This is a genomic window from Arthrobacter sp. BG3, from assembly GCF_056680185.1.
This window is the reverse complement of sequence record NZ_CM155270.1, coordinates 3,008,533-3,021,532: the sequence shown is the minus strand read 5'-3', so window position 1 is coordinate 3,021,532 and position 13,000 is coordinate 3,008,533. Positions and strand designations below refer to the sequence as shown.

Sequence of the window (13,000 nt, the reverse complement as noted above, 5' to 3'; positions counted from 1 at the left end):
GCGTCACGGACGCCCGGCGTTCCTAGGATTGAGGCCGGCATGGTTTCCGGTACCGGCGCATCTCCATCACCCGAGCATCTGCAGGATCTCCTGCTGGAAAGTCCAGGGTTCACCGAGTTTCTTCTGGGTTTGACCACCGTCTCCGCGACCCTTCTCGGCGGTTCCGAGCCCATGCTGTGCGCCATCACGGTGGAACGGGAGGGCACTCCAGCCACCGTTGCCAGCAGCGGCCAGGAGGCGAAGCGGCTGGATGAAAAGCAATACGCGTTCGACGACGGCCCCTGCCTGACGGCCCTGCGGCATGGCACCACCGTCCTCGTTACCGATGTGGCACATGAGGACCGCTGGGCGCACTACGCCTCCGCAATCTCCGGCGAGGGCATCCGGTCGGTCCTGGCAGTTCCAATCGGCACGGATCCGGGTTCAGCCGCAGCGCTGAACTGCTATTCGCGCACCAGCGGCGTTTTTGATGAGGCCACGGTTGCGGAGGTGGAGCGCCATGCCGCGTCCATCTCGCGGGTCCTGCGGCTGGCACTCAAGGTGCACCCCCCGGAAATCTACCCCGAGCACCTCCGTGCCGCCTTGAAATCCCGCGCCATCGTGGACGCCGCCGTCGCGCTGATCATGGTCCAGAACCGGTGCAGCAGGGAACGGGCCATGGAACTGCTGCATCTGGCCGCCAGGGCAACTGACACCAGGCTGCACACCATCGCCGCGGATATCCTGCATGGCGCCACACTACCTTCGGCGGATCCCCCACAATAGGATGGAAGAAAGCCGCTGTTTGCTCAGCGTGCGGCCGGGAATTGGGGGAAGTTATGAGTGACAACCGTGCCGTTTCGTCTACGGCGCACACCATCAGCGGCAGCGTCAGTACGCTGCTGGATCTTGTGCTGGTCAGCTCCGGGGCGGGCTCCCGGGTGGATGGTTTCCTGGCCGAATTGGCCAGCCTGACAGCAAGGGAACTGTCCCGCCCCGACCGCGAGGTGACCTGTGGGATCACCATCAGCCGGCGGAAGCAGCCTTCCTCAGCGGTGGGCAGCACCGGCGAAGGGTCAGACAGCATCGTCCAGGTCCCCCTGCTGCTCGACGATGAGAACTCCGCCGTCGTCAACCTCTACTCGCCGCGGACAGATGCGTTCTCTGTCGAGGATCTGGCGGTGGCGCAGCAGTTTGCCTCCGACGCCGCGCGGGCGCTCCTGCTGGCCCTGCGGGTCTCCCAACTCTCAGAGTCCCGGGATAACCTGGCCGCCGCGATGCAGTCTAGGACCACCATCGACATGGCGATCGGGGCGATCATGGCCCAGAACCGGTGCGGCCGTGAAGCTGCCTTCAAGATCCTTCGGAATACGTCCAACAACAGGAACATGAAGATCCGTGACGTAGCGGCGGTGGTGGTTGCCTCCATTGCCGGCGACACCGACATCACGGCACGCTTCGAGGAATGATCTTCCGGCGGCGGTTGGCGCTACCGGACGTGGCGGCACCCGGCCCGGCAGGACCAGGAGGACACTGTGGATGATCCCTTCGATCTGGAACGGTTCGTCGCGGCCCAGGACGCGGGCGGAACCTACCGGCGCGCCCTCGACGAACTGCGTGGAGGGCTGAAACGCACCCACTGGATGTGGTTTGTGTTCCCGCAGATCGCCGGGCTCGGGCAGAGTCCGACCGCCCGAAAGTACGCCGTCACCTCCCTGGCCGAAGCGAAGGCCTATTTGCGCCACCCCGTCCTGGGCCTGAGGCTGATCGAATGCGCCGGGATCGTGGCCGGACTGGAAGGCCGCACCGCCGGGCAGATCTTCGGCGGGATCGACGAGCGCAAGCTGCACTCCTCCATGACCCTCTTCCTCCGCGCGGACCCGCAGCAGAACGTTTTCCAGGAGGTCCTGGCCAAGTACTTTGACGGGCAGCCGGATGAGGCGACCGACCAGCTCCTCGGCATAGGCTAGGGCCGCCCATCCAACAGCTTGCGGAGCCGGTTCTTCTTGGAGTTCTCAAGGACGATCCAGGCGATGTCCGGATCAGCGCTCTGCTCCAGTTCCGCGAACATCCGCAGACCTTCCGCGGGGAGCGCCGCCATCGCGACGCTCCAGCCGTAGCCGAGGTTGCAGCGCCATGGCAACACCTTCCCTGACGCGCCAGCGGGAATCGGCGGCATACCGGTGCAGGACCTCCACGTGCCGGCTGTCCCCGGGATGCAGGCCGAGATACCGGCCGAGCACGACGACGCCGCACACGGTCGCGAACTCCTCGCCCGTCGCCATCAGCTGCTCGGCCCGCGGTACCTCTGCTTCCTCGCCGCAGGCTGCAACGAGCTCGAGGTTGCCGCGCGGGCCCGGCAACGCGCTGTGCGCGTTCAGCTAGGGCATCCAGTCATCGAGCCCCTTCAGGGCCGCCCGGTACTCCTCGATCCTGCCCACCGCGCCACCGTCCTTCCAGCCGGAATAAGGACCAAGCTACCCGCCCGTCACCGCAGCCGCACTAAGCCTCCGCCGCACGCATTCTGGCCTATCCCGAAGGCAACCGCTTCTGCGTCGTGGACACCGCCGGAAAGTAGTTCCGTGCCGTGGAGAGTATCGACGCAGCGGCCGATGCGGAGGAGGATTAAAGGGCAATCACGATAAGGAGGTCAGTGATGTGCTACCCGTACAACAGGGAATTCCGGCGGGACGTCACGAAGGATGAACCAAAGGAAACCGAGGCGCGACCGGAGCCCCGGGCCAAAGCGCCTGAGTTCAAGTTCTGGGCCTTCCCCCGCCGCAGCAGGAAATTCACCGTAGAAGAGCCGGCCACGGCCGACCGGACACGTGAGAAGGTTTAGCCCGGAATCAACGGAAGGCCCCTCAGTGAGGGGCCTTCCGCCCTGCCAGGCTACTTAGTGCGAATGTTGCCAAGGGCGAAGGTTGCGAGGAAGGTGCGGGACACTGGAAGTCCCCCATCCCGAAGGCAGGACCGCATTGATCAATCTCCAGCAGGACCCCGAAGGCTTCATCCGCATGAAGCGGCACTTTCCGGGCAGCACCGTTATCTCCATAACGTTCAACGACGGATCCTCGGAGGAGTTCTCCGGAGAGCGGCTCAACGCGATCTATGACGAGGCCCTGGCCGTGTACCGGGCCGAGAACCACCTGGACGCCAAGGGGTTCTCCCGGGCGCCGAAAAAGACCGTCCAGCCCGCGAACAAGATCGAGTACGTGGCGGTCCACCCCGGGATGGCCAAATAGCCTTCCGAAAAACCCGTTGACACCCCGGAACGGACGGATTATTCTACAACCAAATGGTTGTAGATGAGCTCCGGGATGCTGAACTGGACCGCCTTTTCCAGGCGTTCGCCGATTCCACCCGCCGGGACATCGTCACCCGGGTGACGGTCGGCGACTATTCGGTGTCCAGGCTGGCGGAACACTACGCCATGAGTTTCGCCGCCGTACAGAAACACGTGGCGGTGCTGGAGCGCGCTTGCCTCGTTACGAAGGAAAAGCGCGGACGGGAGCAGATCGTGCGGGCTAGCCACGATGGCCTACAACGAGCGCGACGGCTGCTCGATGAGTACGAATCGATCTGGCGGCAGCGGGCTGACCGGATCGCAGACATTCTCGCAGAGGGATAGGAAGTGTTCCGCCATGACCGTTATCAGTTCGCACAAGGATGCCGAGGCCCTGAGCTTCACCGTCGTCGCCGAGTTCGACGCCGGCGTCGAGCGCGTGTGGCAGGTCTGGGAGGACCCGCGCCAGCTTGAGCGCTGGTGGGGCCCACCTACCTGGCCTGCGACCTTCGACAGCCACGAGTTCGTCTCCGGCGGGAAGGCCAGCTACTTCATGACCGGGCCCGGTGGCGAGAAGAGCCGGGGCTGGTGGCGCTTCACCGCCATCGAGGCCCCGCACCGGCTGGAGTTCGACGACGGCTTCGCCGACGAGAACGGCGACCCGAATCCCTCCATGGGCACGAGCCACGCCGTCATGCGGCTGGAGGCAATCGACAACCGCACCCGGATGACCATGGTGTCGACCTTTGACTCCGCCGAGGCACTGGAGAAGGTTCTCGCCATGGGAATGGAAGAGGGCATGAACCAGGCCCTCGCCCAGATCGACGCGATCCTCGCCGGGTCCAAAGTCGGCTGACAGCAGCCGGCCGCAGGAGGCAACGGGCAAGGCGACACCCCGCACCTGCTTTGCAAGTGCGGGGTGTCGTGTCGGAGCAAGGCCGCCGTAGCGGCGTTAGCCGCCGAGGATCTTGGCCTTCTGCACCGCGAACTCCTGTTCGGTGAGAATCCCCTGCTCCTTGAGCGCCCCGAGCTCCTTGAGCTGCTGGATGGCATCGTTCGAGATTCCGCCGGCGGCCGGCGGGGGTGGAGCCGCCTGCTGGTAGGCAGGTTGCTGCTGGCCCATCTGCTGGTTGTAGGCCTCCTGCTGCTTCGCCGCAGTCGCGGCGTCCTTTTCGGCGAACTTCGAAGCCTGCCGCCGCTGGACGCGGCCGCTGACCGCTGATGCCGTCCCGGCGACGACCGCCGTCCGCGCCATACCCCTAAGCAGTCCCATGATTTTTCTCCTCTCGCAACGCGGGTTGTGTCAGGCCACGGGCGGCTGGGCGTCGAGGGCCTCAAGCGCTGCCATCACGTCCGGGGCAGGGATCCGGGTGCTCGCAACGAGCTCGCCCCCGCCGTCCCGAACGGCGGCCACGAAAGGTGCCGCCCAGATGTTCTCGTAGACAATCAGCGCGGCGAGGCTTCCCGGGAGAATCGCATCTGCGGCTTCGGCAATTTCCTCCTCGCCGAGGAGTCCGGACTGCGCGCCGTCGAAGTACGAGAATGCCTCCGCGGGACCGCCGGGGTCGGTAAGCTCGAGCACCTCTACCGTGCCGTCCTCGCCCTTCATGACTATAAGGAGATCGAAGAGCCGGATCACACCCTGCTCCACAAGCTTGATGAGCTCTTCGCTCGCGCGTCCATTCAGTCCGGCCATGGGGAACTCAAGGAGCACAAAGTCGACCGGCCCGTGGGCCTCGGTCTCCGGTGTGGTTGTCACTGGCTTTCCTCCGTTCTGGTTCGAGCGCACTGTCCGGCACGCTCGTCTAAGTGTGTTCGTCGCCTGCCGGGCCGTCACCACCCGCACCGGGTGATCCCGAGGGCGGGTCGGGAGTGCGCAGGCATCATTTGCCACCAGGGGTCGTGAGACCACTACAGCGCCAGCGGGCGGCCGCCGCATCATCCCTTTCGGGTGAGTCCCCCGGGGCGGCGCTTACGACGCCGGACACTTGGCAGGGTGCCGCGTGGCCCTACCAGGCCCGTCAGGCCGCGGTTCCCTCCACCTGCACTTTGATGCCAGCCAGCATCGCCTCGCCGTCTTTCTCGCTCCGCTTCATGATCAGCGCCTCGACCGGCGGGCCGATTAACGGGACTGGCAGGTGCCACTCGGCGTCGACCGTCAGCTTCGTTCCGCCGGCCTCGGCTTCGAACAGGAAGATAAAGACCGGGCCGGCCGAGGACTTCGCGACGATGCGCTGGTTGGGGACGACCCCGGTGTATTCGATGGTTCCTTCGTTGTGGATCCCCAGCGTGTGCGTGAACCACCGGGCGGAGGAGCCGACGCCGTCGGGCTTTACCTCAACATCCCTGACCGCAACCTCCGGGAAGCAGGCCCAGAGCCTGCCGACATCCCTCGCGAAATCGAAAACCTTCTCAACCGGGGCGTTGATGGTGATGCTCTTCGTCAGTTTCGCCATGGCGCTGATCTCCTCCGAGGTGTCGGGCATAGGTGACCCTGCGGGCCCGCCTTTGTGAGTGGTCTACGTACCTCACCTTGGACCGCCGTCCGCGGAGCGCAACAGGGGACGAAGTCACGTTTTATCCCACAACCCGCGGATTGCCTGTTACGTTGCTCGTCTTGTTTGGCTGACAGCAGGATGTTCACAACCCCTGCCGGGGCTGCAAGAACAGCGCCCATCCGGGACCAGGGCAAAGAAAAAGCCTCCGGAACCTATTGGTTCCGGAGGCTTCTCCAAGGGTGGCAGATGAGGGATTCGAACCCCCGTAGGCGTTGCCAGCTGATTTACAGTCAGCCCCCTTTGGCCGCTCGGGTAATCTGCCGAACTTCAAAAGAAGATCACTCGCGGCTCCCATGTTCAGAACGGCCATTTCCAGTCCGTTCCGCTTCCAGTAACCGCGGGCAAGACAACTTTACAGAACTTATGCCGAAGAATCGAATCGGCGCTTTGTGGCCCCAAAAACCCCGGAAAATCAGGCTTCTCCGAGGATGCGTCCGGCGAGTTTGGATTCAAACCGCGCAGCCTGCTCCTCCGTGATCTGGTTCAGCTGGATGGCACGTGCCAGATCGGTGTGGACGCCATCCAGCCTCGACGAGGCATCCGCGGCGGGGCTGAAGATAATCGAGGCCGCCAGCGTTGCCGCCGCCACCGACGTTGCGGCGCTGGCGAAACCCACGGCGGCTGCTGCGGTGGAGCGGACGGCGTACCGGACGGCCTTGTTTTGCATGGTGCGTGCCTTTCGAACGACTCTTCCAACCCCTGCAACTCTGCCGCCCGAAACTTCGTTCCCGCCTTGACCCACCTTTGAGCGGGCTGTGAACGGGGCAGCGCTCCCACAGCCTTCACATCAGGGGCATCCGTACTAGGCTGGATTGCAGACACAACGGCCCTTCACCGGGCACCCCCCAACCATCAGGAGGACAGTCATGGCAGGCGAATCCACATTCGACGTCGTCAGCAAGGTCGACAAGCAGGAAGTCGCCAACGCGCTGCACCAGGCGCAGAAGGAACTGGTCCAGCGCTACGACTTCAAGGGCGTCGGCGCCGAGGTCGATTTCAGCGACGAGAAGATCCTCATGAAGGCCAACTCGGAAGAGCGCGTGCTCGCCGTCCTGGACGTCCTGCAGTCCAAGCTCATCCGCCGCGGCATCTCCTTGAAGTCCCTCGAGACGGGCGAGCCCTACCCTTCCGGCAAGGAGTTCCGGCTCGAGGCCACCATCAAAGAGGGCATCGCCCAGGACCTCGCGAAGAAGATCAACAAGCTCATCCGCGACGAGGCCCCCAAGTCCGTCAAGTCGCAGATCCAGGGCGACGAGCTCCGGGTGACCTCCAAGTCCCGCGACGACCTCCAGGAGACCATGAACCTGCTGAAGGGCTTCGACGAGGCCGACCTGCAGTTCGTGAACTTCCGCAGCTAGGGTCGTCCGCGGCGCAGAATTTCTGACGCTGCGCGAAAGGGCTGGCGCGCCGGTATTCCGGTGTCGCCAGCCCTTTTGCGCGTCACGGAACCAGTTGGGCGTCGCCGAAGCAGCCGGGCTCCCGCGCCACCCATGGCTCGTACACCCCGGCAAGTGGGGCGCCGGCGTCGAACATTAAGCCCAAAGTGCCCCCGGGCGGACGCAACCCGGCCGCGAACAAGCCCGGCTAGCCCAGCTGGCGGCCAGCCATCCGCTCGAGCCGGCCGATCCGCTCGCTCATCGGCGGGTGCGTTGAGAACATTTTCGCGACACCCCCGGCGCGGAACGGGTTCGCGATCATCAGGTGCGAGGCGTTGACCAGCCGCTGGTCCTGCGGCAGCGGCGCCAGCTGCACGCCCTGCTCGATCTTGCGCAGGGCGGAGGCGAGCGCCAGCGGGTCCCCGGTGAGCTTGGAGCCGTCCTCGTCGGCGTCGAACTCCCGGGTGCGGGAGATGGCCATCTGGATCAGCGAGGCGGCAAACGGCGCCAGCAGGGCCATGGCGATCGCGGCGATCGGGTTGGCGTTGCGCCGGTCCCCGCCGCCGCCGAAAATCAGGAACATCTGCGCCACCGAGGTGATGACGCCGGCGACGGCGGCAGCCACCGAGGCGGTCAGGATGTCCCGGTTGTACACGTGCATCAGCTCGTGGCCCAGCACTCCGCGGAGTTCGCGCTCGTCGAGCATCCGCAGGATGCCTTCGGTGCAGCACACCGCCGCGTTTTGCGGGTTCCGTCCCGTCGCAAAGGCGTTCGGGGCCATCGTGGGCGAGATGTAGATCCGCGGCATCGGCTGCTGCGCCGCGGCGGAGAGCTCCCGGACAATCTGGTGGAGCTGGGGCGCCTCGGCCTCCGTCACGGGAAAGGCCTGCATGGACCGGATGGCGATCTTGTCACTGTTCCAGTAGCCGTAGGCGGTGGTGGCGACGCCGACCAGGGCCATGATCCAGATCGGTGCGGCGCTGCGCATGCTGGAGGCCATCAGCGCGCCGAGGAGCAACAGCACCGCCCAGAGCACACCGAAGAGGGCGGCGGTCTTCAGTCCGTTGTGATGCTGGTGCACTGTTCCTCCAGAAGTCGTCCCAATATCGACCCACACAAGAAAAACGTCCCGCTATGGCACCGGGTTCCGCGCGTCGTACTTCAGGAAGCCCGACTGCGAATGCGCCACGGCCCACGCCACCGCGATGCACAACAGGCCGCCCAACAGCAGGACCCAGCCTTCACTCAAAATCTTAGTCCCACCACCGGCGAGCATGTCCCCCACCCGCGGCCCGCCGGCCACCACCACAATGAACACGCCCTGCAGCCGGCCGCGCAAGTGGTCCGGGGTCGAGGCCTGCAGGATCGTGGTGCGGAAGACGGCGCTGACCGAGTCGGCGATGCCGGCCAGCCCGCAGCACAGGGCCGCGGGCAGCAGCCACCACGTCACGCCTCCCGCGCCGGAATTCCCGGCGAGCACGACGACGAGGCCGAACCCGGCGATGGAGGCGCCCCAGCCCATCACGGACCAGACGACGGCGGTCCCCTGCCGCCGCACGGCGCCCAGCGGACCGGAGAACAGGCCGGCCAGGAACGCGCCGACGGCGGTGGAGGCCAGCAGGATCCCCACCGTGGTTTCACCGCCGCCGATCATCACCGCGCCGATCGCGGGCAGCAGTGCCCGGGGCTGGGCGAAGATCATGGCGACGAGGTCGATGATGAAGGTCATCCGCAGGTTGGGGCGGGTGCCCAGGAAGCGGAAGCCCTCGACGACGGAGCGAAGCCCCGCGGGACGCGCGTGTTCCCCCGGCGGCATGGCGGGCAGTCTGAACAGCGCCCAGACGGCGAAGGCGAAGGTGGCGACGTCGATGGTGTAGGTCCAGGCGAACCCGACCGTGGCCACCAGCAGCCCGGCCAGCAGCGGCCCGGCCGTCAGGGTCAGCCCGAAGCTGATCATGCTCAGCGCGTTGGCGGCAGGCAGGAGCTCCTTGCGGACCAGCAGCGGGATAATGGCGCTGCGGGCCGGCTGGTTGATGGCCTGCGCACCGCTCTGCACCGCGATCAGGACATAGAGCAGCCAGACGTTGCCCAGGTGCAGCCAGGCCTGCAGCGCCAGGCAGCCGGTGGTCAGCCACAACACCGAGGAGGCCAGCAGTGCCACCTTGCGCCGGTCATGGGCATCCGCGATCGAGCCGCCCAGCAGGCCGCCGAAGACCAGCGGGACAAGGGCAAAGATGCTCAGCAGCCCGACGTAGAGGCTGTCCTGGGTGAGCCGGTAAACCTCCAGGCTCACGGCCACCAGGGTCAGCTGGCTGCCCACGGATGCGACGGCGGAACCCAGCCACAGGCGGCGGAACGCCGGACTCTCGCGCAAGGGCGTGATGTCCGCCAGATATTTCCCCACCCGGATACTCTAGTGGGGCCCGGAGGGCCGGCCGGCGACCTCGGGGGCGACGCGCAAGCCTGCACAGGACCCGCCCCGAAGGGCGTAACACGCCGGGATAAGCCGAGCCTTATTATGACCGGTTCATAATAGGTGCTTGAATGGGGGCATGACGGAGACGGCGGGCACCCACGAGGCATGGGCTGCCGCCCTGCGTGCCCACGGCCGCCGGGTGACCAAACAGCGGCTGGCGGTGCTCACCGCCGTCGAGCATCACCCGCATTCCCCCGCCGAGCACATCCTCGCCGCGGCCCGCCAGGACCTTCCCGAGCTGACCGCGCAGTCCGTGTACGTGGTCCTGGGTGATCTGACCGATCTGCAGATGCTGCGCCGCTTCGAGCCGCCGCACTCCCCCGCCCTCTACGAGACGCGGGTGGGCGACAACCACCACCACGCCGTCTGCATCAGCTGCGGCCGGGTGGAGGACGTCGAGTGCGCCGTCGGACATGCGCCGTGCCTGACGCCGAGCTGGGACGAGAACGCCCGGCCGATGACCATCCAGATCGCCGATGTGCTGTACCAGGGCATCTGCCAGGACTGCCAGCGCACCCAAAAACTTCCCTCCACATCTGAACAGCAAGAAATCAACAAAGGAGAATGATGACTGCGAACCTTTCCGCGCCCATCTCGCATACCGCGACCACCACCCAGACCGGCGCCCCCGTCGCGTCCGACGAGCACTCGCTCACCGCCGGTGCCGACGGCGCCACCGCGCTGCACGACCGTTACCTGGTCGAGAAGCTGGCACAGTTCAACCGCGAGCGGCTCCCGGAGCGGATTGTGCACGCCAAGGGCGGCGGCGCTTTCGGCACCTTCACGGTGACCGGCGACGTTTCCCGCTTCACCCGCGTGGCCGCATTCCAGCCGGGCGCACAGGTCGGCACCGCCATCCGCTTCTCCTCCGTCGCCGGCGAGCAGGGCTCCCCCGACACCTGGCGCGACGTCCGCGGCTTCGCGACCCGTTTCTACACCCCCGAGGGCAACCTGGACATCGTGGGCAACAACACCCCCGTGTTCTTCATCAAGGACGGCATCAAGTTCCCGGACTTCATCCACTCGCAGAAGCGCCTCCCCGGCTCCGGCCTGCGTGACGCCGACATGCAGTGGGACTTCTGGACCCTCTCCCCCGAGTCGGCCCACCAGGTCACCTACCTCATGGGCGACCGCGGCCTCCCCCGCTCCTGGCGCGAAATGCACGGCTTCTCCTCCCACACCTACCTGTGGACGAACGCCGAAGGCGAACGCTTCTGGGTCAAGTACCACTTCCGCTCCAACCAGGGCGAGCACAACATCACCAACGAACAGGCTGCGCAGCTTGCCGGCGAGGACGCCGACTACTACCGCCGCGATCTGTACGAGGCCATCGCCGGGGGCAACTTCCCCAGCTGGGACCTGCACGTCCAGGTCATGCCGTACGAGGATGCCAAGACCTACCGGTTCAACCCGTTCGACCTGACCAAGGTCTGGCCGCACGCGGACTACCCGCTGGTGGAGGTTGGCCGCTTCGAGCTGAACCGCAACCCGGAGAACTTCTTCGCCGAGATCGAGCAGATCGCCCTGTCCCCCGCGAACGTTGTGCCGGGCCACGACATTTCCCCGGACAAGATGCTGATGGCACGCGTGTTCTCCTACCCGGATGCCCACCGCTACCGCGTCGGCACCAACTTCAACGAGCTGCCGGTCAACCGCCCGGTCTCGCCGGTGAACAACTACTCGCAGGACGGCTCGCTGCGCCACGGCTACAAGCCGGCATCGGCTCCGGTCTACGCCCCCAACTCCTTCGGCGGCCCCGTTGCTGATCCGGCCCGCGCCGGTGAGGGTTCCTGGGAGTACGACGGCGCCCTGGTCCGCACCGCCGCGACCCTGCACTCCGAGGACAGCGACTTCGGCCAGGCCGGAACGCTCTACCGCGAGGTCTATGACGACGCAGCCAAGGCCCGCTTCCTCGACACCATCACCGGTGCCGTGAGCGGCGTGCAGAACGCCGGCATCAAGGAACGCGCCATCCAGTACTGGACCAACGTCGACGCCGAACTCGGCGCCAAGCTGCGGGCCAACCTGGGCACAGTCGCTGTCTCCGACGCTGAGGCAGCCAACAAGATCTGATCGTGCTTCCGGGCGCGTCCGGGTTAGCCCGTCCGTGCCTGCTGGCCCGCTGAGTGCGCGTTAGCGCACGTCCTGAAACTCCCCGCCACGGATCCTCGTGGCGGGGAGTTTTTTGCGCTTTTCCACATGGCGGCCGCGCCCGCTCGCCATGGCACCGGCGGTGTCCCTACGATCCATGCATGGACACATTCTCAGGCATCCCGGATGCCGCCTTCCAGTTCTATGCAGAGCTTGAACACAACAACAACCGCGACTGGTGGCTGGAACACCGGGCGACCTACGAGGCCGCGGCGAAAGGGCCGCTGACCCTGCTGCTGGCCGAGCTGGAGCCGTCCTTCGGGGCGGCCAAGCTCTTCCGGCCTAACAGGGACATCCGGTTCTCCCTGGACAAATCGCCGTACAAGACTGCCCAGGGCGCCCTCGCCTCCACCGCAGACGGTGTCGGCTTCTACATCAAGCTCAGCGCCGACGGGCTCCTCATCGGAGGCGGCTGCCACACCCATACGTCCGCCCAGCTGACGCGTTTTCGCGCCGCTGTCGATGCCCCTGCCAGCGGCGGGGCCGTGCAGTCCATCGTGCAGGACATCGAGGCGGCGGGCTTTGCCGTGGAGGGCGAACGCCTGAAAACCGTCCCGCGCGGTTTCGACAAGGACCATCCGCGTGCGGAACTGCTCAGGCACAAGTCCCTGACGGCGGGCGTGAATGTCGGCCAACCCGGATGGCTCGCCACCCCCGGCGCTGCGGCCGAGGTGGCCCGGCGCTGGGAGGACCTGCGGCCTCTGGTCGACTGGATCAGCCGCTTCGCCGCCCCCTGATCCGGGTCAGCGGAACGGGACCTCGGCGGCAGTGCGCCGGTCGAGGTTGTCTAAGAAGACCAGCATCCTCAGGTCGAAGCCCTACCCCGGGCCACCTCATGCGGCATCCGGAAGTGCTCCTGCCCGGTGCCCCGGGGGGCATTGCTCGTGTAGGGGATGTCGCACGGTGGCGGAATGCCAGAAACGGGATGAAATTCTCCCAGACACTCAGCCAGGTCCGAACCTTGGGGCCTCAAGCATCGTCCCTGACCGTTTGCGCACGGGAAAGCGGCAGCGGCACCATCAGGCATTGTTGAGTTCCGGCGCCATGGCCCGAGTTCACTAACGTCGTGGAATCGCATTCATCGACCAGAGATCGCGCTGGCAGAATGACTTGATCGAAGCACCCACTACCCTCTGCAGAGGGGTCAACTCGACTGAGAAGTCATCGACGGCCG

17 protein-coding genes and 1 tRNA gene are annotated in these 13,000 nt (G+C 66.0%); 10 read left to right on the top strand and 8 right to left on the bottom strand.

Translation table 11 applies throughout. From position 1 onward, the window contains the following. Positions 1-39 precede the first annotated feature (39 nt). The 3 genes from AC1MFL_RS13550 (at position 40) to AC1MFL_RS13540 (ending at position 1,949) form a co-directional block, all read left to right on the top strand. Positions 40-765 carry a GAF and ANTAR domain-containing protein gene (locus AC1MFL_RS13550; protein WP_479810408.1) on the top strand — a complete coding sequence of 242 codons (726 nt, stop codon included), beginning with the start codon at positions 40-42 and terminating at the stop codon, positions 763-765. Positions 766-818: 53 nt separating this feature from the next. After that, positions 819-1,448: a GAF and ANTAR domain-containing protein gene (locus tag AC1MFL_RS13545; protein WP_479810407.1), complete on the top strand. Its 630-nt coding sequence runs from the start codon at positions 819-821 to the stop codon at positions 1,446-1,448. A 66-nt stretch (positions 1,449-1,514) separates the two neighbouring features. After that, the gene (locus AC1MFL_RS13540) at positions 1,515-1,949 is read left to right on the top strand and encodes a DUF1810 domain-containing protein (protein ID WP_479810406.1); all 435 of its coding nucleotides are present in this window, start codon (positions 1,515-1,517) and stop codon (positions 1,947-1,949) included. On the opposite strand, the gene AC1MFL_RS13535 is transcribed toward AC1MFL_RS13540, so the two are convergent. Beyond that, on the bottom strand, positions 1,946-2,158 hold the full coding sequence (locus AC1MFL_RS13535; protein WP_479810405.1) for a hypothetical protein: 213 nt from the start codon (positions 2,156-2,158) through the stop codon (positions 1,946-1,948). The two genes, AC1MFL_RS13540 and AC1MFL_RS13535, sit on opposite strands and share 4 nt — an antisense overlap. A 799-nt stretch (positions 2,159-2,957) precedes the next feature. Here AC1MFL_RS13535 and AC1MFL_RS13530 point away from each other — a divergent pair. From AC1MFL_RS13530 to AC1MFL_RS13520, 3 genes are read left to right on the top strand one after another with little or no spacing between them, the layout of a single operon-like run. Next, complete coding sequence (locus AC1MFL_RS13530; protein ID WP_479810404.1) at positions 2,958-3,224, top strand: hypothetical protein; 267 nt, start codon at positions 2,958-2,960, stop codon at positions 3,222-3,224. Between the two features lie 53 nt (positions 3,225-3,277). Beyond that, positions 3,278-3,610, top strand: a complete 333-nt coding sequence (locus AC1MFL_RS13525; RefSeq protein WP_479810403.1) for an ArsR/SmtB family transcription factor — start codon at positions 3,278-3,280, stop codon at positions 3,608-3,610. A gap of 13 nt (positions 3,611-3,623) precedes the next feature. Further along, positions 3,624-4,121: an SRPBCC family protein gene (locus tag AC1MFL_RS13520; RefSeq protein ID WP_479810402.1), complete on the top strand. Its 498-nt coding sequence runs from the start codon at positions 3,624-3,626 to the stop codon at positions 4,119-4,121. 96 nt (positions 4,122-4,217) lie between these two features. Here the strand turns inward: AC1MFL_RS13520 and AC1MFL_RS13515 are convergent, their stop codons facing one another. From AC1MFL_RS13515 to AC1MFL_RS13495, 5 genes are all read right to left on the bottom strand, one after another. After that, positions 4,218-4,538, bottom strand: a complete 321-nt coding sequence (locus AC1MFL_RS13515) for an SHOCT domain-containing protein (RefSeq protein WP_479810401.1) — start codon at positions 4,536-4,538, stop codon at positions 4,218-4,220. Positions 4,539-4,568: 30 nt separating this feature from the next. Further along, entirely contained in the window at positions 4,569-5,024 is a 456-nt protein-coding gene (locus AC1MFL_RS13510) for a DUF6325 family protein (RefSeq protein WP_479810400.1), read from the bottom strand. 262 nt (positions 5,025-5,286) lie between these two features. Further along, positions 5,287-5,751: an SRPBCC family protein gene (locus tag AC1MFL_RS13505; protein ID WP_479810399.1), complete on the bottom strand. Its 465-nt coding sequence runs from the start codon at positions 5,749-5,751 to the stop codon at positions 5,287-5,289. A 252-nt stretch (positions 5,752-6,003) separates the two neighbouring features. Further along, a tRNA-Tyr gene (locus tag AC1MFL_RS13500) sits at positions 6,004-6,085 on the bottom strand. A 150-nt stretch (positions 6,086-6,235) separates the two neighbouring features. Then, positions 6,236-6,490, bottom strand: coding sequence for a hypothetical protein (locus tag AC1MFL_RS13495; protein WP_479810398.1), 255 nt, complete (start codon positions 6,488-6,490; stop codon positions 6,236-6,238). Positions 6,491-6,689: 199 nt separating this feature from the next. Between AC1MFL_RS13495 and AC1MFL_RS13490 the strand changes: the two genes are divergently transcribed. Continuing rightward, complete coding sequence (locus tag AC1MFL_RS13490; RefSeq protein WP_226758422.1) at positions 6,690-7,181, top strand: YajQ family cyclic di-GMP-binding protein; 492 nt, start codon at positions 6,690-6,692, stop codon at positions 7,179-7,181. A gap of 226 nt (positions 7,182-7,407) precedes the next feature. Here AC1MFL_RS13490 and htpX read toward each other — a convergent pair whose 3' ends face one another. Both htpX and AC1MFL_RS13480 read right to left on the bottom strand, forming a co-directional pair. Next, complete coding sequence (gene htpX, locus AC1MFL_RS13485; protein WP_479810397.1) at positions 7,408-8,280, bottom strand: zinc metalloprotease HtpX; 873 nt, start codon at positions 8,278-8,280, stop codon at positions 7,408-7,410. A 51-nt stretch (positions 8,281-8,331) separates the two neighbouring features. Next, positions 8,332-9,603, bottom strand: coding sequence for an MFS transporter (locus AC1MFL_RS13480; protein ID WP_479810396.1), 1,272 nt, complete (start codon positions 9,601-9,603; stop codon positions 8,332-8,334). A gap of 148 nt (positions 9,604-9,751) precedes the next feature. Here AC1MFL_RS13480 and AC1MFL_RS13475 point away from each other — a divergent pair, with 148 nt between their 5' ends. The 3 genes from AC1MFL_RS13475 to AC1MFL_RS13465 all read left to right on the top strand — a co-directional run bounded on the left by AC1MFL_RS13475 (position 9,752) and on the right by AC1MFL_RS13465 (position 12,563). Continuing rightward, complete coding sequence (locus AC1MFL_RS13475) at positions 9,752-10,243, top strand: Fur family transcriptional regulator (protein ID WP_479810395.1); 492 nt, start codon at positions 9,752-9,754, stop codon at positions 10,241-10,243. Further along, positions 10,243-11,748 carry a catalase gene (locus AC1MFL_RS13470; RefSeq protein ID WP_479810394.1) on the top strand — a complete coding sequence of 502 codons (1,506 nt, stop codon included), beginning with the start codon at positions 10,243-10,245 and terminating at the stop codon, positions 11,746-11,748. Before AC1MFL_RS13475 ends, AC1MFL_RS13470 begins: the two co-directional genes overlap by 1 nt. A gap of 179 nt (positions 11,749-11,927) precedes the next feature. After that, complete coding sequence (locus tag AC1MFL_RS13465) at positions 11,928-12,563, top strand: DUF2461 domain-containing protein (RefSeq protein WP_479810393.1); 636 nt, start codon at positions 11,928-11,930, stop codon at positions 12,561-12,563. The last annotated feature ends 437 nt before the right edge of the window (positions 12,564-13,000 follow it).

Bases quoted from the DNA above. Each gene is read 5' to 3' on its own strand.
- AC1MFL_RS13515 (WP_479810401.1), bottom strand. From the start codon at position 4,538: ATGGGACTGCTTAGGGGTATGGCGCGGACGGCGGTCGTCGCCGGGACG.
- AC1MFL_RS13550 (WP_479810408.1), top strand. From the start codon at position 40: ATGGTTTCCGGTACCGGCGCATCTCCATCACCCGAGCATCTGCAGGAT.
- AC1MFL_RS13475 (WP_479810395.1), top strand. From the start codon at position 9,752: ATGACGGAGACGGCGGGCACCCACGAGGCATGGGCTGCCGCCCTGCGT.
- AC1MFL_RS13470 (WP_479810394.1), top strand. From the start codon at position 10,243: ATGACTGCGAACCTTTCCGCGCCCATCTCGCATACCGCGACCACCACC.
- AC1MFL_RS13490 (WP_226758422.1), top strand. From the start codon at position 6,690: ATGGCAGGCGAATCCACATTCGACGTCGTCAGCAAGGTCGACAAGCAG.
- AC1MFL_RS13525 (WP_479810403.1), top strand. From the start codon at position 3,278: ATGGTTGTAGATGAGCTCCGGGATGCTGAACTGGACCGCCTTTTCCAG.
- AC1MFL_RS13495 (WP_479810398.1), bottom strand. From the start codon at position 6,490: ATGCAAAACAAGGCCGTCCGGTACGCCGTCCGCTCCACCGCAGCAGCC.
- AC1MFL_RS13520 (WP_479810402.1), top strand. From the start codon at position 3,624: ATGACCGTTATCAGTTCGCACAAGGATGCCGAGGCCCTGAGCTTCACC.
- AC1MFL_RS13505 (WP_479810399.1), bottom strand. From the start codon at position 5,751: ATGCCCGACACCTCGGAGGAGATCAGCGCCATGGCGAAACTGACGAAG.
- AC1MFL_RS13465 (WP_479810393.1), top strand. From the start codon at position 11,928: ATGGACACATTCTCAGGCATCCCGGATGCCGCCTTCCAGTTCTATGCA.
- AC1MFL_RS13545 (WP_479810407.1), top strand. From the start codon at position 819: ATGAGTGACAACCGTGCCGTTTCGTCTACGGCGCACACCATCAGCGGC.
- AC1MFL_RS13535 (WP_479810405.1), bottom strand. From the start codon at position 2,158: ATGCCGCCGATTCCCGCTGGCGCGTCAGGGAAGGTGTTGCCATGGCGC.